The sequence below is a fragment of the Bradyrhizobium sp. LCT2 genome, assembly GCF_009931255.1.
GTDB classification, from domain to species: Bacteria; Pseudomonadota; Alphaproteobacteria; order Rhizobiales; family Xanthobacteraceae; genus Bradyrhizobium; species Bradyrhizobium diazoefficiens.
In genome coordinates, this window is the sequence record NZ_CP034432.1 from 3,260,715 (window position 1) to 3,281,515 (window position 20,801).

The window sequence follows — 20,801 nt, forward strand, 5'->3', positions numbered from 1 at the left end:
TCGAGGTGGACGCCATACGGCGAGACTAGATATCGAGAGTTCATTGGACGGTGAGATCCGTAGGTCCACAATGACTGCATCCTTGACGCACAACGGCCGAGCGCCTTATCATCTCACGTTGCCGCATTCGGTCGCGCAATCCGGAACATTCTTCTTTCTGTTGTTTTTGTTTATTTGGCCCTTCCAGGGCGCACTATTTCTAACGGACAATTTGTTCGACATCCAAGGGTTTAAACCCTTCAACTTATTATCAGCAGTGGTCTTGGCCTACCTGGTGTTCGACACTGCGCCCCTACACGCGACCGACAAAATCGAACGAGCATCCATCAGAATTTTTCTCCTCTACTTCGTAACGTTTGCCATCGCTCTCATTCGATCAGTTCCAAACGCGCCCCTTTTGCATAGTCGCTTCCCCGGCATTCCAGGGTCCTACGTTGACTTTGTACTATCGGCTTGCATTGTGCCAACCTTCTACACTCTCTCCTTCCTGTTTATCCTTAGGCGCATGTGCTCCTTTCAGGAGCTCGAGAAGATCACGACGGTGATCTGCCTTTCGATATTATTGCTATCAATCTCTTTCGTCGCGCTGGTGCTGATGAATCCGTCCGTTCTGCTTTCAGGTCACGCGGGCGGAATGACCGATAGCGACCGGGACGAAATGGCCCAGTTGTGCATAACGTATTTTGGATCCCATTATAACGTAATTGGAAGTATGTTCATTTCCACTGTGCCGTTGTTGCTCTATCGTGCCCTTACACGCGGCGCTCTCTGGATCGCGCCCCTGTGTCTATCGCTTCTCGCGGTTCTTCTCCTCGAGTCACGAACAACGCTTGTCGCAGTAGCAGCTTCGTGTTCCCTGTTCCTGATCCTGCGGCGCAGGTTTGGCATTTTGGTTTTCGGTGCTGGGGCGGCTGGCGTCACATCGCTGGTGTGGCGCGGACCAACCGTTGACGCCCTTCTTTCGGTCGGATTTGGCAGCGGTTCCGTCGTCTCGGCCGATACCTTGCTGACCGGCCGAGTTGATTACATTTGGCGTCCTCTGCTAGAGGAGTGGACGAGCAATATCGGTCTGTTCCTGGTTGGCGCCGGTCGCTACGGAATAGGGACGAGCCAACTTTGGAACACGGGAACCCTGCTAGAGAAAACCGTAGCGCATAATGCGATTATCGAATTCTTTCTTGATTGCGGGGTGATTTTAACCGGTGTGGCCCTAATGTTCCTTATGGCTGGAACAGTTACCGCCTGGCGAGTTGGGCGAAGGTTGAATAGTGACCTATATTGGGCTCTGTTCGCGAGCATGTTCGGTTGTGGGATTAGTATGGCAACCGGGCGTGCCATCTTTCCAACAATAGAAAACATGTATGCATTTCCGATCATTGCGATGATGATCAACGTGGCGCGGTTGCGCTATCTGGATGCCTATCGCAGTCGACCCAAGACGAATCAAAATCCTGAAGAAATCGTTGCGAGGTAAGTCTATACGTCGTCCCACGCAGCCGATGGTGTTCGATTATATCTCCTGGTGATTTGTCCCAGCGGCGCCACCGCTTACGCTCCGGCGAAGGCTACCTTGCGGAGTGCGAGCGTAGAGTGAAGACATAGGCGTATGACCGACCATACGGCTATGTCGAACGTCTCTCATGTCACGCCCTCATCGGCGCCCACCGGCTTGGGGCGCCCACCGGCTTGGCGAGCCGATTGTAGGCGGCCGAGCTGTCGACCTGCGGGGATGCCACAGTCGATCCTCGCGGGCGACGACAAAAGCGTGGCAGAGACCTTGTGGAGAGAATCTGGGGCATCTCTGAAGGGGCAATGGCGAGCAGCGCAACGCGAGCCGATACTGAGAGTACTGCCCACCCCTACAGCTTCAGTTCGATGTGAGGAGCAGTTTAAATTTACCGGCGGCTCCGCGAGATCATCCTGATCGCGGGCAAGATCGTGGTCGACGAGACCACGGCACCGGTGCTGGATCCCGCACCAAGAAGGGCTTCTTTGGGGCGATCACGCGGCGGCGGAGATGCCGATCGTCGGTGAAGATGGCAGTCTTCACCCCGAACTCGTGAGGCGCACCGGCTTTGCCTCTGCCGATACTTCAAGTTGATGATCTCGTCGAATCCCGTTCGGAAGAGGTCGCTCGATCCTGCCATCCTCTGCGCTTAGACCAATTTTCTGTCCGCTGGTGCGGAAGCGATCAGACAGATCGCGCACAATTCCTATAGCGAGTCCAAGAAGCAGCCCTGCAACGATCGCTACTCCGAGCACGATTCTAGGTTTTGGCCAGCTAGCCCTCAAAGGAGGCGACGCTCCAGTGACGAGACTCGCCTCAAAAACCGGCGGGGTTTGTTGTTGGGCCGCTTCTGTCTTGCGCAGCACGTGGCGAAAATTATCATAGGCGTTTTTTGACGATTCAGCAGCGGCCGCCAATCTATCGCGAGTATCGGCCGAATCCGCTGCATTTGTCGTCTTGTTCCTATCGTAATCCTTCAACGCCGTTTCTGCAGCCAATGCCTGAGTGCTCAATTCGTTCAGTCGATCCGTAACCCATTTCTCGTCTTGCAGGCTTGCCTTGTCCATTTGATGAGTAATGTATTTCTCCGCAATGGCGTTTAGGATCCGCGCCGCCCAATCCGGATTTCTGGAATCGAAGGTAATCTCGACAAGATACGTAGGGCCGACACGCTTCACCGAAAGCTTACGTTCGAACGATTCAACGGCATAGCGGGCGGCGTTAGCTTGCGTCTTCGGTTGACTCCAGCCGAGGAGCCGGGAAATCATGCCGCTACCTTGGCCCGTCGCAAACTCCGGGTCTTGAGCAAGGCCGAGCTTCTCGATCACGGCGATAGCGATGCTCTCAGACTTTATGACTGCGATCTGACTTTCCACGACCGTCGACAGCGCCGCAGCGTCCGCGAAGGTCAGTTTCGAGTTTACGAGGAGTTGCGCCTTGGCGGTGAACGTCGGTACCACGATGATGAGGTACAGGATGGCAATGCCAAGCCCCGCCAAACACGTCAGCAGCATGATCAGTAGATGTCGTCGGATGAAGGCCAGCACTGCTAGCACGTCTGCTAGTGAGACGGCTGGCCCCGGGCGAAATTCAGGCGGCATACTGTCGCGACTTACCCAATTCTCTGTGCTGTTGGTCTGGAGCATTTTCATTGCCACTGCTGATAGTTGAGGGTCCGGGACGATGCTCGAGTCGTGTGCGGAGAAGTTCGGTTGGCGAAAGATGCTGGAGCCGCATCGATAGGCATTGCAACTAACCTTTTTGGCATGAGGTGCTTGGCCGGGAGACGCTGTGCAAAGCAGGACCAAGCAACAATGGACCATCGCTGCCAGAAACCGCCCTCGATGCTGACGACCCGAATGCTTGGTTGAAGGGGATGAGAGGGGACTGGAAGAGCCGCATCGTCGTCATGTTGCCGGTCCGGTGGCCAGCCCCCGACCAGCCGATGGTAGAGGACGGCTGCGGAATAAGCCGCAAAGGCGATGAGCACAAATTGGGCGCTTGCTGCCAACGCCACAGCGCGGCCATTCGATTCTTGCCGGCGCCGGCTGGAATCGTCCTGCCCGCCATCGAATGTGCCGGAAGCTTGGTAGAGGCCGGCGAGTTGGTAAAGGACGCATAACTCACCGGTCACTCCCAGTCAGCCATTTCGCTTTCCAGCCGAACAGTAGCATTCGAGTCACTGGGTGGAATTGGATACGACGGAGTAACTACGATGGAGGATTGAGCCTGGGCGCTGCGTGCCTAAATTGTCCAATCATCCGAAGGGGCTCCGACGGTAGCGGGTCCGCTCTGCGGTCGACCTGGTCGGCAAAGCCGAGCGGCGGAGGTACCTCGCCCCGAAGAGCGGGCGTTGCGATATCCACCTTTGCGCTCCTGTAGCGTATGGGAGAAATGCTATGGATCAAGCGTCGAGTCAGGAGAACTTGAGGTATGGCATGCGCAGGATTTCCTCTGTCAAGCTGGTGACCACAGGCTTAGTCCTTTGTGTACTAATTGCATGTGCCGCTGAGGCCGTTTTTTTATTTTGCAGCATTTTCATGATGGGGAGCATCCCCCTGTACGATGGTTTTGCAACCCGCGATTTTTCACAATGGAAAGGTTTTTCCAAACAAGTTTGCTGTAATAGGTCGGCAGTAGTCGTTGACGCCCCCAACTGGGATTCTAAGAACGCGGCGCGATTCGAGATAAACTTCGATGAGCCCATCGTTAAGGGGAGTCATCGATCCGAATTCCGATTGAAGGCGACAGAGTTTCATCGACTTTATGAGTATGGATTGAAGATTTTCGTGCCACCGGATTGGCAGTCCGATAATAATCAGGTTGTGGTGACGCAGATGCACAACACGCCAGACTATTGGAAAGGTGAGGGGGGGCTGGTTCCCCCGCTGGAATTGAGCTTGCTCAACAATACCTGGGTTCTTCGGACAGCTTGGGGGCAGGTGCCAACGTGGTTCGATCGGAAAGGGGACATTCGTTATGTTATGTCCTGGTCACAGCCGTTTGAACGTGGAAAGTGGACCAGTTGGATTTTTCGTACCAAGTGGTCGCTCGATGAGGATGGGATTGTCGAGGTCGAAAAAGACGGCAACTTAGTTTTCCAGAGGCACGGCGCGAACTGTTACAACAATTTATTTGCGCCCTACCTTAAATTTGGAGCCTATGCTCCCACTTGGGTACACTTAAGCGTGCCTCCTGAATTCAAAACCAGGGAAGTTTTTTTTACGGACGTTTTTGCTCGCGAGCTTTGAGCGGCTGACTGAGAATTCTGTTGGCGATTTCAGCAGGCTGTGGGTTTGAGTGGACCCCCTGGTGAGGAGTACCGGCTTCCAAGATGGAAGAGCGGCCGTTCTTTGTTTCATCACGCAACCCTTGGCTGCTGCCGTGGTTGCTAGCTTCCGGACCTCTTCGCCCAAAAATCGTGGCCTATGAGAAGCTGACCGATCTTGGTGTGCAGCCTCTGAATTCGCGCTCGTGCTCGGCCGCGCCATTGCCGCTGTCGTTTTCGAACGCCCGCGCTGCGTGATCCAGCAATGTTTCTTCCAAGCGTAGATCTGGTTGGATGGACCTGATAGTGCTGGGCCAGATCGAATACAGCCAGAGGAGAGGTCCTGAACCGCCCCGGGTTTGCCGGAGGCCATTTGGTTTAAGTTATGCCGCCATGGCGGGTTGTTCCAGCATGGCGTAGTAGCGTTGCTCTGCTTCGGCCGGCGGTATGTTGCCGATGGGCTCAAGGAGCCTTCGGTTGTTGAACCAATCGACCCATTCCAGGGTAGCGAACTCGACGGCCTCGAAGCTGCGCCATGGCCCACGCCGATGTATCACCTCGGCCTTGTAGAGACCGTTGATGGTTTCGGCGAGAGCATTGTCATAGGAATCTCCAACGCTGCCGACGGAGGGCTCCACGCCTGCTTCAGCCAGGCGCTCGGTATATTTGATCGAGACGTATTGGCTACCCCTGTCGCTATGGTGCACGAGGCCGCCGCGATGGACCGGCCGTCGATCGTGCAGTGCCTGCTCCAGAGCATCGAGCACGAAGCCTGCATGCGCCGTGCGCGAGGCTCGCCAGCCCACGATCCTGCGGGCATAGGCGTCGATCACAAAGGCGACGTAGACAAAGCCGGTCCAGGTCGCGACATAGGTGAAGTCGGAGAGCCAGAGAACGTTCGGCCTTGTCGCCTTGAACTGGCGGTTGACGTGATCCAGCGGGCATGGCGCAGCCTTGTCGCTGATCGTAGTCTTGACGGATTTGCCGCGGATCACCCCTTGCAAACCCATGTCCCGCATCAATCGCGAGACTGTGCAACGGGCAACATCGAAGCCTTCGCGCTTGAGCTGACGCCACACCTTGCGCGCGCCATAGACGGAGAAGTTCTCCTCGAACACACGCCGAACCTCGATCTTCAGCCTGGCATCCTGCTTGGCGCGTACCGACAACTTGGCCGGATCGCGCCGCTTGGCCACATGGGCGTGGTAGGTCGAGGGGGCGATCGGCAACACCTTGCAGATCGGCTCGACCCCATGCGCCCCACGATGATCGTCGATGAAGGCGATCATGGCTTGGACCGGCGGTCGAGCTCCGCCATCGCAAAATAGGCGCTTGCCTTGCGCAGGATCTCGTTGGCCTGCCGAAGCTCGCGGTTCTCCCGTTCGAGCGCCTTCAGCTTCTCGGCCATCTCGGTTGGAACGCCGGCCCGCTGCCCGCTATCGACCTCGGCCTTCTTGACCCAGTCATGCAGCGTCTGCGGCGTGCAGCCGATCTTGGCCGCGATCGACGTCACTGCCGCCCAGCGCGACGGGTGCTCGCCGGCGTGATCCAGAACCATCCGAACCGCTCGGGTCCGGACCTCGGCTGAAAACTTGTTCGTTGTCTTGCTCGTCATGGCTCCATCCTCTCAGGAGTTGGAGCCTCCGGCAAACCCGGGGCGGTTCAGTCCTGGAATTGTTGCGACAGTTCGGGCTCGACAAACGCAAAGCCGTCAAGAGCTCGTCTGCTGATCTTATCGCAACTGGCAAAATGCTCACTTTGCTGGAGGCAAGGCGGAGACAGGCCTGCGATCGATTGCGCAATATCGCGACGAATTGGCCGAGAGGTTGGAGCGCCGGTCCGATCTGATATTGGATCAGGAGAACTTGGTCCAGCTCGAACGTCGGAGCTGAGCCAAGCGATGGCAACTGAGCGGCAGATTGCGGCGAACCGCAAGAACGCCTTGCGAAGCAAGGGGCCGAGCTCGCGCGCTGGAATTGCGCGAGCTACACGCAATGCGTATTGACACGGGCTTGCCGCAACACCAGGCGCCATTGTGCTGCGGCAGGTCGAGGAATTGGCAAAGGAGATTGCGGGTCCTTCGGCAGGTTGCGTTCAACACGCAATGGCGTGTGAGGCCGCTCATGCTGCCATTGATTTGGCGCACGTGCGGCAGGCCAAGGTTGCGATCGTCAACCGCGCTGTTGTTGCCGAACGAGGTGAAGTTTCAGATCCGATTGCTAAAGCGAATAGCCTGGCAACTGCCGATGCAGCCGCGCTGATGGCGCGCGCTGCGTCGTGCTTTGCCTGATTTACTTAAGCTCGATCGATACGAAGCGCGTGCTTTGGCGCGGTGCAATCGCGCGATGCGAGCGTTTATGCGAGTGATCAGCTATCCCGAGAAGGAGTGCGATTAGACAGGAGTTTTGCAGAACGAACCCAATTTTCTGCAATTGGCTCAAGGTAGCGGACGTCGTGGGATCTGGTTCGGAATAGCACTAATCAGCGGGGTGTCGTCACCCTGGCCCGTCGATTTTGGGCGGGTCGTGAGTTTAGGGCTCTTCCAATGTATGATTGTGTAGCGACTTAGTTGTTCTGATTGCGCTAGTTACCTTTGTACGCCAAACGGCCGAGCCAAACTTGCAAAACGAACCCAATTTTCCGCCGTGAAATCAACACCTAGCCCCGTGTCCTCGCGGCGTTCGTTGTGACCGACACGCATCAGAGAGGAACCGGCTCGCCGTTCACACGGTGGGAGGCGTGGTGACGCCGGCTCAGGCGCTCGCCATCGCGGTTCCAAGCGAGACTCAACTCGAGATCGAGGCCATGCTCTCCAGCCGCGACATCGGTTCGTTCATCCGGGACAAAAGGCGGAGATCGATACCTTCAACTTCACGCGCTACGGGCTTCTTCATCGGGACGTGGTCAACGTGTCGACGGACGCCGTCACGCGCGACAGACAGCAGGGCGGGGCGAACGACCGCGCGTCGGGCACGGCGCACAGCAGCGAGCCGAAACGCGGCGCGGATTTGCGGGTGGAGGTCAAGCTCGTCAAGCTCGGCCCCGGCATGGCGGTGACGGTCGAGACCACGACCGGCCGCGCGCAGGATCATCAGTTACCTTCTCTCGCCGCTGGCGAGGTACCAGCAGGAGTCTCTGCGGGAGCGATAACACCGGCTCCCGCAGCCCGCGCGCTGCGCGTCGTCAACCAGAGGAGTGTGCCCCGCGCGATCTCGCGTGCGGTTCACGGTATCCGTCCGGTGAAGGCCGCCTTGCCGAATGAGGCGTGATGTTGAGAACTGTCCTTATGGACAGTGATAGGCGCAGTGCCCGAGTCGAACGGCTCGAAGTAGTGGACACAGGCCGACGGCGGCGCTGGTCCGAGGATGAGAAGCTCAAGATCGTCCTGGAGAGCTTACAGGCGCCGCGCCAGGTGGCGGCGACGGCGCGGCGGTATGGCGTTTCGCGCTCATTGCTGCTGCGATGGCGCCGGTCGTTTCGGCCTGAGCCGAAGGATGCCGCCCATCAACCTGGCTTCGTACCGGCGATGGTGGTCGCGGAATCAGGTCCGGCGCCCTGTCCAGTCGCGCCGGCCAGCAGCGGCGGGACGATCGAGATCGAGTTTGCTGCCGGGGCTCGGATGCGGATCACGGGCAAGGTCGACGCGGCGACGCTGAAGGCCGCCGTGGCAGCGCTGGCAGATGGACGCCCACGGTGATCCCCATTGCGTCGGGCGTGCGGGTGTGGATTGCGACCGGCCACACTGATATGCGTCGCGGCATGAACTCGCTGGGCTTACTGGTGCAGGAAGTCTTTAAGCGAGACCCGTGCGGCGGCGACCTCTATGTGTTCCGTGGCAAAAGCGGCAAGCTGATCAAGATCCTTTGGCACGATGGACTGGGCATGTCGCTTTATGCAAAGCGGCTGGAGCGCGGCCGCTTCTTGTGGCCATCGCCAGCTGATGGCGTGGTGACAATTACCCCAGCCCAGCTTGGCTACCTGCTGGAGGGCATTGACTGGCGGATGCCGCAAGATACCCGGCGACCGCAGGCGGCCGGCTGATCGCTGTGATTTGAATCGGTGTTGCGATCGGCGGTTCAGACAGAGACCGCGTCTTGTGATTCTCTAGTCGGCGATGGGCGCTGATGATTCTCTTCCCGACGATGTGACTACGCTGCAGGCGATGCTGCGCGCCGAGCGAGCGGCTCGGTTGGCCGCAGAAGCCCCCGCGGGTCACTTCAAATTCCTCCGGGTGTGGTCAGTCAAATTCCTCCACCCGCGAGGCAGGACAAGGGACTGTTAGTTTGAGTTTGTTTCCCGGGCAAGAGCTTCAGCGGCTTCTTTGAGCCGATAGCTGCGTCCGTCGAACTCAAGCAGATGGCAATGATGCATAAGGCGATCGAGGATCGTCGTGCTCATAGTGTTGTCCCCAAGGTATGCCCCCCAATCCTGCACGACGCGATTGGAGGTGACGATGACGCTGCGGCGCAGTTTGTAGCGCTGATGGATCAGGGTCTGCAGCAAAGTGCCGGCGTCGTCGGGGATGGCGCGTGCGAGGAATAGATCGTCCAGCACGAGGAGATCGCAGTCGATGATGGTTCGCAGCCGGACCTCGCGTTGTGCCGGAGAGTTCAGGGCGTAGCGGTGGAAGAAGTCGTCGGTCTCAAGATACTGGACCTTGTGGCTTTGCAGGATCGCCTGATAGGCAATCGCCTTGGCGATGTGCGACTTCCCGGTGCCAGGTTTGCCGACAAGCAGAGCGTTCTCGCCAGCGGCAATGAACGCCAGGGTGTGGAGCTGGAAGCAGGTCTGACGTGGCAGTTTGGGATTGAAGGACCAGTCGAACTCGGCGAGCGTCAGCTTTTCGTCGAGCCCGGATTGCTGGTATCGCCGCTCGATAAGACGGGACTGACGACGGTCCAGTTCATCCTGCAGGATAAGGGAGAAGGTCTCGAGGAAGGGCTGGTTGGCGCCCTGCGCCTGGAGCACGCGCGTCTGCAGCGTGTCGCGGACACCCGACAGGCGCAGCTGTCGTAGGCAACGCTCAATTTCCGGCATGGTCATCATGTGGCTAGGTCTCCAGTTTAAGGTGAGAAGGTGCAGCGGGAGCGCTCGTGGCGCCGGAGCTGGCCGGGGTTGCGCAGGCGACACGAGCGCGGATTGCCGTGGCGTGATCGTCGTGAGCCTCGGCCTGCCGACCATTATCGTCGGCGTCGCGCCGCACAGCGCGGCTGAAGAGGTCGCCGTATTCCGCGGGGGTACGGATCAGCGGATGATCCTGGGTGAGCGGCGATGCCGGCTGTGGCGTCACTCCAACCTGCTCAATCGCCTGTTCGAACAACCGCTCGACGGTCGCACGCACGTGCTTGTAGCGGTAGATGCGGTTGTCGATGGCGTGCGCGCAGGCCTGCTCGACCAGCCGCGCCGGATACTTCCGGCCCAGCCCGACAATGCCCCACATCGCGCGCTGTCCGGGGCGCCCCTCGGTGTCGAACACTTGCTGGCATAGCGCCCTGGTCTGCGGCCCGATGCGCTCGGCGCTCGCCAGCAGCACGGCGGTTTGCCGCGACGGATTGAACGGCCGTTCGCTGGTCGGCAGGACAACAGAACCGGGGTGCGTCATCCGGGAATGAACACGCAGCAGCGCACGGGTGTGGCGATCACGGATCTCGATCGTGGAGGCGTAGATCCGCACCACGACCTGACTGCCGATCGGCGCGGGCCGCGCGGCGTAATAGCTGTTGTCGACGCGTACGGTGGTGTCGTCGCAGACAGTCCGGACGACTTCGGTGAAGATGCGGAAGGGAGCGACAGGCAGCGGCCGCAGGTGCGGCTTCTCTTCCTGGAACATCGCCTCGACCTGACGGCGCGTGCTGCCGTGGATGCGCTTGGAGGCCCAATTCTCCTCCCAGTGCCTCAGGAACTCGTTCTGGGCTTCCAGTGTCTCGAAGCGCCGTCCGGCCAGCGCGGTGCCCTGGGTATGTTGAATCGCACTCTCGACGCAGCCTTTCCGATTGGGATCGGCCACCCGCGCGGGATCGGCGACCACGGCGTAATGAGCCAGCATCGCGCTGTAAATCGGGTTGAGCTCGGGCTCGTACAAATCCGGCTTGAGGACGCCTTCCTTCAGATTGTCGAGCACGACATAGCTGGGGACCCCGCCAAAATACCGGAACGCCTCTTCGTGGAGCTGCGCCCAGACGTGTTGGCTGGACTTCCAGACCACCCGCCGGAAGCTGCGCCGCGAGTAGCGCAGCGTCATCACAAACAGGCGGGGACGGCGGTACCGGCCGCTCCTGGGATCAATCGTCAGAGCGCCCTCGCCATAGTCGACCTGGGCCTCCTCGCCAGGCAGGAACTCAAGTCGATCAAACTGCTCGGGATCGCTGTGTCGCAACGTGCGCACAAACCGCTTGACGCTCTGATAGCTGGACGGAAAGCCAAATCGATCGACCAGGTCCTGGTAAATCGCCTGCGCATTCCGCTTCAGGCGGACCTGTTCTTCGATCCATGCCCGATGCGGTTCGCAGGCCGAGCGGGCCAGGCTGCAGGCGGCTGTCGCTTCCGACACCCCAAAAGCCGGTGGTCGGGGTGGGGGAATTTGGTCGTCCGCGCTCACCGTGCCGGTGGTCACTTCCCCGGGGGAATTTGCCTCCGCACCAGCCCGCAGCGCCCGGTAACGCCGGATCGTCTTGCGATCGACCCCCGTCAGCCTGTGGATCTCGCGCTGGCTGGCGTTGCGATCAAGTAATGTAAATACCGTGCTTTGCAGATGTCGCTTCAAGACGTTCAACTCCCCGGCCCCTTGCTGGCTAAAGGGGTCGAACATAAACGTCCTGCCTGACCGGCTACTGCTGTTCAGCGGCGCTGACGGCGATCATCAGGTGGGGGAGTTTCAAGTGACCATACCCGGGGGATTTTGACCGACCCACGGGGCAGAAGCCGAGGCCCAGGCGGGGACCTTGCTCATCGAGAAGCTCAAACTCACGATCAAGAAGCTACGGCACGAGCAGTTCGGACAGTCCTCTGAGCGAGGCGCATTGCTGGACCAGCTCGAGCTACAGCTCGCCGAGCCGGAGGAGGCCGCGGCGCAAGCTGAGACCGCGGCGCAGATGGCTGCCGACAAGATTACGGTGACGTCGTTCGAGCGCCGCAAGCCGGCCCGCCGTCCGCTGCCTGAGCATTTGCCGCGGGAGCGCATTGTCTATCCGGTGCCTGCGACCTGCCCATGCTGCGGCGACGGCCGATTGCGCAAAATTGGCGAGGACGTGACCGAGACGCTGGAGCTCGTTCCGCGCCAGTGGAAGGTGATCCAGCATGTGCGCGAGAAGCTTGTCTGCCGGGTCTGCGAAGCGATCACCCAGCCGCCGGCTCCTTCGCACCCGATTGCGCGCGGGCGTGCAGGGCCCAAGCTGCCGGCTCATGTCCTGTTCGCCAAGTACGGCCTGCACCTGCCGCTTCATTGTCAGAGCGACGTCTACCAGCGTGAAGGCATCGACCTCGACGTATCGACGCTCGCGGACTGGGTAGGTGCCTCCGCCGCAAGCCTGATGCCCTTGGTCGTTGCGATCCGGAGCCACGTCTTCGCAGCCGAGCGCATCCACGCGGATGACACCACGGTGCCAGTCCTGGCCAAGGCCAAGACCCGGACCGGCCGGCTCTGGACCTACGTGCGCGACGACCGTCCGTTTGCCGGCCCAGATCCGCCAGCGGCCATGTTCTTCTACTCGCCCGATCGTGGCGGTGCGCATCCGGAGCAGCATCTGGCGGGCTATGCCGGACTGATGCAGGCTGACGCCTACGCCGGCTTTGGCAGGCTCTACGAGGCCAATCGTAAGGGCGGCCCGATCATCGAGGCCGCGTGCTGGGCGCACGGCAGACGCAAGTTCTTTGATCTCGCGCGGCTCAGCAAGGCGCCGATCGCGGCCGAGGCGGTCAAGCGCATGGATGTCCTGTTCGCCATTGAGCGCGAGATCAACGGTCTTCCTGCGCAGGAGCGTTTGCGTGTGCGCCAGGAACGAAGCCGCCCTTTGATGGTCGAGTTGGAGGCGTGGTTGCGCGAGCAGCGCGCCAAGCTCTCCAGGAACAACGACACGACCAAGGCGATCAATTACTGCCTTAGCCGCTTCCTTGACGACGGACGGCTTTGCATGTCCAACAATGCCGCTGAACGTGAGCTACGGGCGGTCGCCATGGGGCGAAAAAATTGGACCTTCGCCGGGTCCGATGAGGGCGGCCGGCGTGCTGCTGCCATCTACAGCCTCATTGCCACCGCAAAGCTCAACGACGTCGACCCGCAGGCTTGGCTTGCCGACGTGCTGGCGCGCCTATCGGATCACTCTGCCAAGCGCATCCACGAACTCATGCCCTGCAATTGGCGACCTCAGAACGTCGCTCACGCCGCATAAGCGCGGTCAGCCATCCCGCTCAAGATGACCTAACCAGGGGCCGTCACCGGACGCGTACGGTTCACGCAAGGTCAGCAGCGAACATCCTGCTAAGCGCCCGGACGTCGGAGAAGTCGACGAAGGTATCGCAGCTTTGCTATGCGATGGGATCGTTTGTGCGACCAAGTCGTCTCGTCTCGGGTCCCTGCGTCTACTTGTAGAGCCGTGCCGCCGCGAGAGCCCCTCGGCCCACACCCTTGCGGACCAGGCCGTCGATACGGGATACCACGACGTGGTTAGAGTGGGGAACCAATGGAGCCGGCTCGTTGAGCTGCTCCATTTCAGAGATCATCTCGATGGGCTTCGTGATCCCTCTGCCCGCATCGACGGTTGAGGGGGCGCGATCGTTTGCCGGTCGCACCAGCGACTCATGGTTCATGCCCCAGATCGCCGCCTGTGTCCGGTTCTGGACCCTGATCTTGCGCAGGATCGCCTTGACGTGAACCTTCACGGTCGCCTCGGCGATATTGATTTTTCTGGCAACGCACTTGTTGGAGTCGCCTTCGATAAGGCAGGATAGAATTGCCTTTTCTCGCGGAGAGAGCTGCGGCAAGATCGCGTCGTCTGCAGCGGCGAGGATGGCCTGTCGTCTGCCGGGCTCCGCCGTTTCAGGCTCGTGATCGCGACCGGCATCAAGGGCGAATGACAGGAATGCAGGCGGGAAGACGGTCTCGCCCATAATCACGAGCTCGACGGATTTGATGAATGCGTCGCACGAATTGACGTTCACGAAGTATCCGTTGGCCCCTGCTCGAAATGCGGAGGCAAGATCGACCGGCCGATAATTGTCGGACACGATCGCGATGCGCGCGTCCGGATACCGATCCTTCACAAATCCGATTTGTTCTATCGCGACATTGAAGCCATCGCCGGTATGGACGATGAGGAACATCAGTTTTTCTGCTTGAAGTGTGCTCGGCAGTTCCTCGGGGCTCGACGCCGATACCGGGATGTGAAAATTTGCCGTGTGCAGGATTCTAGCAATGCCTTCTCTAATCAAAACGTTCTTTCCAATAAGAACGGTCTCGCAAGACTGCCGCCTCCTCATTTTACCCTCCAGCCTACTACGCAATGACACAACAGCGATGGGCGGTTGAACTCAATTATTTTCTTGGTCCTCGACGTAAGAACGAGCCCTTGTTGTTCGGTTGGTCGTTCTCCGTCGGCTTGTGGTCTCTAGATATATTGAGCTACCTCGATCATGGACCTCCGTTCTTTGCCTGGTCTCGTTGGTGGATTTCGAGCAATCCATCTTGCTTAAGCTTTTATGAATGTTAGATGCGAATTTCGGATCGCCCTATATATCGTTGGTTATAGAGGTGGGTCTGCGTATACCCGTGCGGTTACGGTGCCCAAAAATACCGTCTGGCGCATCCTCTGCGTGAATTAGATCGAGATGCTCACTCAACATTGAAGAACTTTTCGATGGTCTTTGTTCGTCGATACTATCTCTGCGTGAACGCATTTTGTGAGCGAGTTAACGGCCCTGCGCATATGAACATTGAGGAGATGTCGGAGTGTGCGCTTACGCTGTTATCCGGACTGGATAACCACAGAGGCTGGTCCGCCGCAGTCTGATCACCGGATTCTTACGGGCATTCCAGCCCGAGTGAGAGTCGGGAAGCGAGCAGTGCCGCGCGCCTGTTAATCCTAGCTTGCGATGCGATATCGATCCTGCTTGTATTAAGAGAAATTTATGGTGATTCTATCGATAGTGGTGGAAACAGCAGCAGGTGCGCGGGGTTTATGTTTAGGGGACGATCCGCTGAGGAGCGCCCAATGCGACGTATCAGTGTAGTCATTGCAGACCGGCATCCGGTGGTCTTGGAAGGGCTGAGCAAGGTGCTCGGTGCCGTAGCCGATTTCAATATCGTTGCATCTTGTAACGACGCCGCCAGCTGCATAGAAGCGATCCGGCGCCTGGCGCCCGATATGGCGATTGTCGATCCCGCAATGCCCGGGCTCGCCGCCGCGAAAATTCTTTCGACCGTCAATTCAGAAAATCGTTCGACGCATTTGGTGTTCTTCGTCGCGAGTGAAGATTGCGAACTGGTGTTCTCGGCCACGCCCGTGACCTGTAGCATCATCCTGAGAGATACCGATACCGAGGCTCTGGTGGAGTCGTTGCGGCACATCGCCAATGGTCACAACGTGCTGCCATCGACCCCATCCGAGTCGATCGCGTCGCGCGAACAGGGCACGAATTCGGAGAGCGGGCTGACAGCGCTGACGGAACGCGAGCGTCAGATCATGCGTCTGGTCTCCGAAGGATTGTCGAACAAGGAAATCGGGCGGCGGTTGAACACGACCGACGGCACGATCAAGGTGCACCTTCACAACATCTTTCAAAAACTTGAAATCAGCAATCGGACGGTGCTCGCGGCCCTCGCCATCTTGCAACATGATCGCGCGACTGCCCCGCGGGAGAAGGCGCCGCATCCCGGATCGACAAGTGGGGAGCGCTGAGAGGCTCGTCACGCACCAGCATTCCCGGTCGTCGCTCCCACTGCAATGGGCAGGTGGCCTCCATTGGATGCAGCGACCCGGCCGGAAAGATCCTCGTGAGCCCGCCCGACGCCGGCTTTCTTGCCGGAGACCCTGGTTCAGTCGCGCGTGCGGCAGGCTATCCGTAACATCGACGGCCACTGAGCCGGTCCCAGGCCAAGATCGATAGCGACCACCCGGCCCATCATCCGTCTCCTTGGCGGCCGGTGATGAAAGTGCGTCTGTCATGGCGGCGCCCCACCCCCGCAACGCAGTCGATCGGCTGGAACAAGTGGGGGCTGAAGACTGATTTCAAGCGCCGCTTGATTGCGAGGTCGATGTCCGGGAAGCCTAATGGGGTAGTCCCTCAGGCTTCGCGCCTGATCCAGAATCGCAGCCAAGGCATCGGGCGGGATGTGTATTTTAGTCGTCATCTGCGGCTCTGGGTCGATCGCAGTTTGTCCGCTGTCAGGTAAAACGTAGTCGCGGGCTATAACGAACGACTTCAGACATGATCGCAGAGATGTGCCGATTGGATCTCGGCACATCCGGAGCGACGGCCCTGGCCCTCCTTCCTGCCCCCCCAGTGGTCAGGGTCGTTCCCTCCTGACGGCCTGCTGTCAGGACCGGAGTTCTGTGGTTGAGCCGAAAGCGAGTGCGCGGACGCATCTTGATGTCCCTTCTGTTTCACCGTGCCGTCGAGGACATGGAAATCTGGAGTGCGGCCGGCGACGGCTTTTCCTTTGTGATCACGTATGAGACCCCTGCTGGTGCCGGCTTTCATGGTCGTGCCGGCTATGTGGCGTCGTGGCGGCCGCTCTATCGGGGTAACGGCGCGATCAAGATTGGCGGTTCGGCGTTTTCAACCTTCGCGGAGGCGGAGAAAGCCTGCAACACGATGCTCGAGTATCTGAAGGGGCTATCGCCGGAATGACGCGTCCAGGCAAGCTCGACTTCAGAGGAGATGTCGCCCTCGACGGCGGATGCCCGATTGCCGGCGCTCAGGCAGTGTTGCCGGCGTCGACCGTCACCACGGTGCCGGTGATGTTCCGGCCGCCTTCGCCGAGAGGATATTCGACCATGGAAGCGACGTCGTCGGCTTCAGGCAGGCGACGCAAGCTCCTCGCTCTCGCGGCGCGCGACGGCGATCACATTGTATCCGCCGGACGCGGCGAGCCTGCGCGCAATGGCAAGGCCGATCCCGCGACTGCCGCCGGTGACGATGACGTTACGCATCGGTGCGTGCCAGTTTCCCCGCTGCCGTGACGTCGAGCTGCTCGACGAAGCGGATCACCGCGGGCACCTTCCATACTGCCAGGCAGTCCTTGCACTGGCTGAGAATCTCCGCGCGGATCGTCTCATGGCGGTCCCCATCAGTGCCGTTGGTGAGGATGACGTCGGCGACCACAATGGCTCCGGTGATCGGGCTCCTGCGCGACCGCGCACGCGACATCTCGACTGACGCGTGCCGGTTGATCACTGCTTCCACCTCCTCCGGATGCACCTTCAGCCCGCCGATGTTGATAATGCCGCCTCGACGGCCCACGAAGTGGTATCGTTCGCCGCGCAGCTCGACCATATCGCCGGTATCGACGAAGCCCTCGGTGTCGGCGAGCGGCGGTGCATCGGCGCCGACATAGGCGCGCGCCGTACGCCGGGAACGGATCCGCAGCGAGCCGTCGACCACCTTCATCTCGACGCCGGCGTGATTCTGCCCAATCAGGTGGGCAGGAAAACCCTCGCGCCCATCGTCCACGCTGAAACCGACGCCCGCCTCGGTCGAGGCATAGGCGTGTCCGATTGACGCATGTGGAAATGCTCTGGCCAGGCCGTCCAGCACTGCCTGGTCCGCGATTTCGCCCGACAGGCGGACATAGTGCGGCGCGAAATTGGCGGACGCGCCGCTCATCAGGAGCTTGCGCCAGTGCGACGGCGTTCCGGAGATGTGGGTGACGCCGCCCGCGCGCAGCCGCGCCACATGCACGGCAATGGCTTCCCCGGGCTCCGAAAGCACCATCGATCCGCCGCCGATCACGGCCCGCAGGAAAATTTGCAGGCCGCCATAGCGGCGAATGTCGTAGAACGTCGCCCAGGTTGCGTTCCGGTAGCGCGCGGGCCCGTCGGCGATAATCGCGCCGGCGAGTCCATCGAGCGTATGTCGAACGATCTTCGGCAGCCCCGACGTCCCCGAGGTCAGCATCAACCATTCGGTCGCATGGTCGACCTTCCGTCCCACGGCCTTCCGTTCGGGCAGGTCGACGCCGATAATAGCGCGCTTGCCAGCACTGCATCGGTGTAGCGGCTGATCGGTGACGATGGTGTCGATCCCGGCCTGATCGAGCAGGACCTGCAGGCGATCCCAATCGAGGTCGGGCGGGCCTAGAAGGATGCGGCGGGCGACGCCGTCGAGCTCGATCATTGCAAGCGCGGACAGCAGCTGTCTCGACGTCGCAAGCAGCACCGAGCGGCCGGATAATTCGAAGGACCCGCCGGTCAGGCAGCTGTGCTCGATCATGTCGGTCAGCGATACACTGTGCCGGGCATCGGAAATCGTGCGGTCCTTCGGCCCCGCGCCGAGATATTGGCGCAACGCAATGATGTCAGGCGGGGACATTCTCGTAGGCCCTGACGAACTCACCGAGGGTAGACGGGAAGGCTGCGTCCTCGGCGACAGTGAACGGATCGATACCGAGCTCGTCCTCCAGCCGCGCAACCAGGATGGCGAATGCCAGCGAATCGAACCCGGTTTCGTTCAGTGACAGATCGTCCTCGAGCGGCGGAAGCGTGACCTTCTGTTCTTCGGCGATCTGCTCCATCGCGGAGAAAATCTTCGATTTGACCGACATGGTACACCTCACATTTCGGCTTTCCGAGCCGATGTCAGAGCCTGATTTCGCCCTCAACGACGCGCGCGTAGACGGCCCGGTCGATCGAACGATAGCCGCCGGTCGCCGGATCACGCAGGAACAGCGGATCGTCCACCAGCGAAGGATCGAATCCCTCGCGGATCAGCCGCTGCTTTTGCTGCTTAAAGGTGTCGGTCGTCTCGAGCGCCGGGCACAGCCTGACGAAGGCTGGAACTGCATAAGGCGGCAGCCGATGCGAAAGGTGTTCGTTGAATATCCCGAGATCGAAATCTCGGTCCACCACCAAGGCCGCCATGCCGGCGCGGCCATCGGCCCCGGACACCGCAACTCCATAGGTCGAGGCGTCGAGAACGCCGGGGCAGTCCCTGATTGCGTCGTTCACTTCGCTGGTCGCGACGTTCTCGCCCTTCCAGCGGAAGGTGTCGCCGACGCGGTCGATGAAGTGCAAGTAGCCCTGCGCATCGCGCAACATCAGATCACCGGTGCGGAACCAGGCATCGCCCACAGCGAAGACGTCGTGCAGAACCTTTTTCTTGGTCTCCTCGGGATCCGTGTAGCCCTCGAAAGGCCGGCCGTCGCGATCGCCGCCACCGATACGTCCGACAGCCTCGCCGATCTCGCCAGGTGCGCAGGCGATGCAGAGCCCTGCAGCGCTCCGGACCGGGCTGCCGCTGTCGGCATCGATCTTGACGATCGAGGCGGGAAAGCGATGCGCCAGAACCGGCGGGACCCGGCCGATCGCGCCCGGTTTTCCATCGACATTAAACAGCGAGAAATTGCCTTCGGTTGCGGCATAGAATTCGAGAATCTGCGGAATCGCGAACCGGTTGGCGAACGTCTCCCAGATGTCGCCGCGCAATCCGTTACCGACCGCCAGCCGCAGCCGGTGTCGCGCCTCTTGTTCAGACGCTGGCGCCTTCAGCAAATAGCGGCAAAGCTCACCAATATACTGGAAGACGGTGCAGTCGAAACGTTCGATGTCGTCCCAGAAGCTGCCAGCGGAAAACTTCTCCGCAATCGCGACCGAACCGCCCGCGCAGAGCATGCTGCAGGGAGCGGCGACGCCGCCCACGGAGTGATACAGCGGCAGGCAATCGTAGAGACGATCCTCGATGGACGCGTCCGTCAGTCCGGAGAACCATCCGCCCCAAGCGAGAATGCGACGATGACTGACGTTCGCCGCCTTCGGTAGGCCCGTGGTGCCCGAGGTGTAGATGAGGAGCGCGCGTTCGTCGATCGTGACGTCGCCGCGTTCGGCGGAGGACAGCGGACGTGGCTCGAATGCGGCGAGCGCCGCATCCAGATCGCCGCTTGGATCGCCGGTGCCGAGGCTCCAACATTGCGGCTCGCGGTGCAGGTGCGGACGTGAGCTCTCGAACGCATCCACGCAATCGGCAGCGAGGATGAGGTGATCGGCATGAGCGACGTCGATACAGTGGGCGAGCGACTGGCCGACCAGCCTGGTGTTGATCAGTGCCACCGTCCCGCCGACGCTGCTGATGCCGAGCCAGCAGGCGAGGTAGTCCGGCCGGTTCGGCATCAGCACGCAGACGGTGCGGCCGGCTTGGAGGCCGACGTCCCGCGCCCAGCGCGCATACCGGTTGATCCGGGCAGCGAGTTCGCCATAGGTGAAGGATTGGCCATCCGAGAGCAACGCGGGCCGCCCGGGCTGACGCTGTGCCCAATCCTCCACGATGTCGGCGAACAACCGATGCGGCTGGGCTTCGAGCCGTGCGGTGAGTGCGATGGCTTGCAGCCAGGTCTTGGCGGCGGACCGTCTGCGCCGCGGGGCGTCTCGTCTGGTCGCCTGCGGCTGAGCTGGCTCGGGGTGCGCGCGCACCCGTTCATTGCGGCTCGCCTGGTTGTCGAAGCAGAACCTCTGTTCAACTGGCTTCATCCCGACCCGGATCCCAGCTGGTTGAGGATCATCCGCTCCATTGCCTTTACCGATCGAAAATTCTCGGGCGTGATCTCGAACTGGGGAAGGATGAGATCGAACTCGGCTTCGACCTTGAGCATCAACTCGACCATCCCCATCGAGCTGAGTCCGATATCCACGAGTCGCGACTCCGGGTGGACATCGGCGCTGATCGCGTTCTGCTGGAGGACGCTCCTGACGACCGACAGAACACGGTTCTGAACGTTGATGGCAGTGTTGTGCATTTCAGCCGGTCTCCTGCCGTGGCCAGGCGTGATCACATTCGGGGCGACGATACCCAACTGTTCCTTCGGTCAATAGCTCTGCTTCG

17 protein-coding genes, 4 pseudogenes and 1 other annotated feature are annotated in these 20,801 nt (G+C 60.3%); of the genes and pseudogenes, 10 read left to right on the forward strand and 11 right to left on the reverse strand.

Annotated features, from left to right (window positions below):
- Window positions 1-82 precede the first annotated feature (82 nt).
- Entirely contained in the window at window positions 83-1,474 is a 1,392-nt protein-coding gene (locus EI171_RS15795; RefSeq protein WP_210253967.1) for an O-antigen ligase, read from the forward strand.
- Window positions 1,475-2,046: 572 nt separating this feature from the next.
- Here the strand turns inward: EI171_RS15795 and EI171_RS15800 are convergent.
- Entirely contained in the window at window positions 2,047-3,159 is a 1,113-nt protein-coding gene (locus EI171_RS15800; protein WP_161533852.1) for a Wzz/FepE/Etk N-terminal domain-containing protein, read from the reverse strand.
- Window positions 3,160-3,906: 747 nt separating this feature from the next.
- On the opposite strand from EI171_RS15800, the gene EI171_RS15805 reads away from it, so the two are divergent.
- Window positions 3,907-4,758: a polysaccharide lyase gene (locus EI171_RS15805; RefSeq protein ID WP_161533854.1), complete on the forward strand. Its 852-nt coding sequence runs from the start codon at window positions 3,907-3,909 to the stop codon at window positions 4,756-4,758.
- 83 nt (window positions 4,759-4,841) lie between these two features.
- Entirely contained in the window at window positions 4,842-5,033 is a 192-nt protein-coding gene (locus tag EI171_RS15810; RefSeq protein ID WP_161533856.1) for a hypothetical protein, read from the forward strand.
- Between the two features lie 125 nt (window positions 5,034-5,158).
- Here EI171_RS15810 and EI171_RS15815 read toward each other — a convergent pair.
- Window positions 5,159-6,390, reverse strand: a protein-coding gene (locus tag EI171_RS15815; protein ID WP_246740238.1) for an IS3 family transposase whose coding sequence is annotated in 2 segments (ribosomal slippage) — window positions 5,159-6,099 and window positions 6,099-6,390 — 1,233 coding nt in all. Because the reading frame shifts where the segments join, the coding sequence is not laid out codon by codon here.
- Window positions 5,990-6,106 (reverse strand) — a sequence feature (AL1L pseudoknot). (Overlaps the previous gene by 117 nt.)
- 420 nt (window positions 6,391-6,810) lie before the next feature.
- On the opposite strand from EI171_RS15815, the gene EI171_RS15820 reads away from it, so the two are divergent.
- The 4 genes and pseudogenes from EI171_RS15820 to tnpB all read left to right on the forward strand — a co-directional run bounded on the left by EI171_RS15820 (window position 6,811) and on the right by tnpB (window position 8,816).
- Window positions 6,811-7,065, forward strand: coding sequence for a hypothetical protein (locus EI171_RS15820; RefSeq protein ID WP_161533858.1), 255 nt, complete (start codon window positions 6,811-6,813; stop codon window positions 7,063-7,065).
- Between the two features lie 422 nt (window positions 7,066-7,487).
- Window positions 7,488-7,925 (forward strand): annotated as a pseudogene (locus EI171_RS15825) (HlyD family efflux transporter periplasmic adaptor subunit); the annotation flags it as partial.
- A 118-nt stretch (window positions 7,926-8,043) separates the two neighbouring features.
- The gene (locus EI171_RS15830; protein WP_246740551.1) at window positions 8,044-8,472 is read left to right on the forward strand and encodes a transposase; all 429 of its coding nucleotides are present in this window, start codon (window positions 8,044-8,046) and stop codon (window positions 8,470-8,472) included.
- Window positions 8,469-8,816 carry an IS66 family insertion sequence element accessory protein TnpB gene (tnpB, locus tag EI171_RS15835; protein ID WP_161533860.1) on the forward strand — a complete coding sequence of 116 codons (348 nt, stop codon included), beginning with the start codon at window positions 8,469-8,471 and terminating at the stop codon, window positions 8,814-8,816. The genes EI171_RS15830 and tnpB overlap by 4 nt, the downstream gene beginning before the upstream one ends.
- A 237-nt stretch (window positions 8,817-9,053) precedes the next feature.
- Here tnpB and istB read toward each other — a convergent pair whose 3' ends face one another.
- On the reverse strand, window positions 9,054-9,821 hold the full coding sequence (istB, locus tag EI171_RS15840; protein WP_038952109.1) for an IS21-like element IS1631 family helper ATPase IstB: 768 nt from the start codon (window positions 9,819-9,821) through the stop codon (window positions 9,054-9,056).
- Window positions 9,822-9,825: 4 nt separating this feature from the next.
- The gene (istA, locus tag EI171_RS15845; protein WP_161532270.1) at window positions 9,826-11,583 is read right to left on the reverse strand and encodes an IS21 family transposase; all 1,758 of its coding nucleotides are present in this window, start codon (window positions 11,581-11,583) and stop codon (window positions 9,826-9,828) included.
- Between the two features lie 106 nt (window positions 11,584-11,689).
- Here istA and EI171_RS15850 point away from each other — a divergent pair.
- Window positions 11,690-13,162: pseudogene (locus EI171_RS15850) on the forward strand (IS66 family transposase); the annotation flags it as partial.
- Between the two features lie 190 nt (window positions 13,163-13,352).
- Here the strand turns inward: EI171_RS15850 and EI171_RS15855 are convergent.
- Complete coding sequence (locus EI171_RS15855; protein WP_246740552.1) at window positions 13,353-14,249, reverse strand: response regulator transcription factor; 897 nt, start codon at window positions 14,247-14,249, stop codon at window positions 13,353-13,355.
- Window positions 14,250-14,980: 731 nt separating this feature from the next.
- On the opposite strand from EI171_RS15855, the gene EI171_RS15860 reads away from it, so the two are divergent.
- Window positions 14,981-15,667, forward strand: coding sequence for a response regulator transcription factor (locus EI171_RS15860; protein WP_246740553.1), 687 nt, complete (start codon window positions 14,981-14,983; stop codon window positions 15,665-15,667).
- 691 nt (window positions 15,668-16,358) lie between these two features.
- Entirely contained in the window at window positions 16,359-16,619 is a 261-nt protein-coding gene (locus EI171_RS15865) for a hypothetical protein (protein WP_161533867.1), read from the forward strand.
- Between the two features lie 67 nt (window positions 16,620-16,686).
- Here the strand turns inward: EI171_RS15865 and EI171_RS15870 are convergent.
- The 6 genes and pseudogenes from EI171_RS15870 to EI171_RS15895 form a co-directional block, all read right to left on the reverse strand.
- Window positions 16,687-16,809 (reverse strand): annotated as a pseudogene (locus EI171_RS15870) (3-oxoacyl-ACP reductase); the annotation flags it as partial.
- Window positions 16,802-16,921: pseudogene (locus EI171_RS15875) on the reverse strand (SDR family NAD(P)-dependent oxidoreductase); the annotation flags it as partial. The pseudogenes EI171_RS15875 and EI171_RS15870, both read right to left, overlap by 8 nt.
- On the reverse strand, window positions 16,914-18,299 hold the full coding sequence (locus EI171_RS15880) for an AMP-binding protein (protein ID WP_161533869.1): 1,386 nt from the start codon (window positions 18,297-18,299) through the stop codon (window positions 16,914-16,916). The pseudogene EI171_RS15875 and the gene EI171_RS15880, both read right to left, overlap by 8 nt.
- Window positions 18,286-18,531 (reverse strand): acyl carrier protein, encoded by a 246-nt coding sequence (locus EI171_RS15885; RefSeq protein WP_038966762.1) that lies wholly within the window; start codon window positions 18,529-18,531, stop codon window positions 18,286-18,288. The genes EI171_RS15880 and EI171_RS15885 overlap by 14 nt, the downstream gene beginning before the upstream one ends.
- A gap of 34 nt (window positions 18,532-18,565) precedes the next feature.
- Entirely contained in the window at window positions 18,566-20,449 is a 1,884-nt protein-coding gene (locus tag EI171_RS15890) for a long-chain-acyl-CoA synthetase (protein ID WP_161533872.1), read from the reverse strand.
- A complete protein-coding gene (locus tag EI171_RS15895) occupies window positions 20,446-20,715 on the reverse strand; it encodes a phosphopantetheine-binding protein (RefSeq protein ID WP_038966761.1) in 270 nt (89 codons plus the stop codon). Before EI171_RS15895 ends, EI171_RS15890 begins: the two co-directional genes overlap by 4 nt.
- Window positions 20,716-20,801 lie beyond the last annotated feature (86 nt).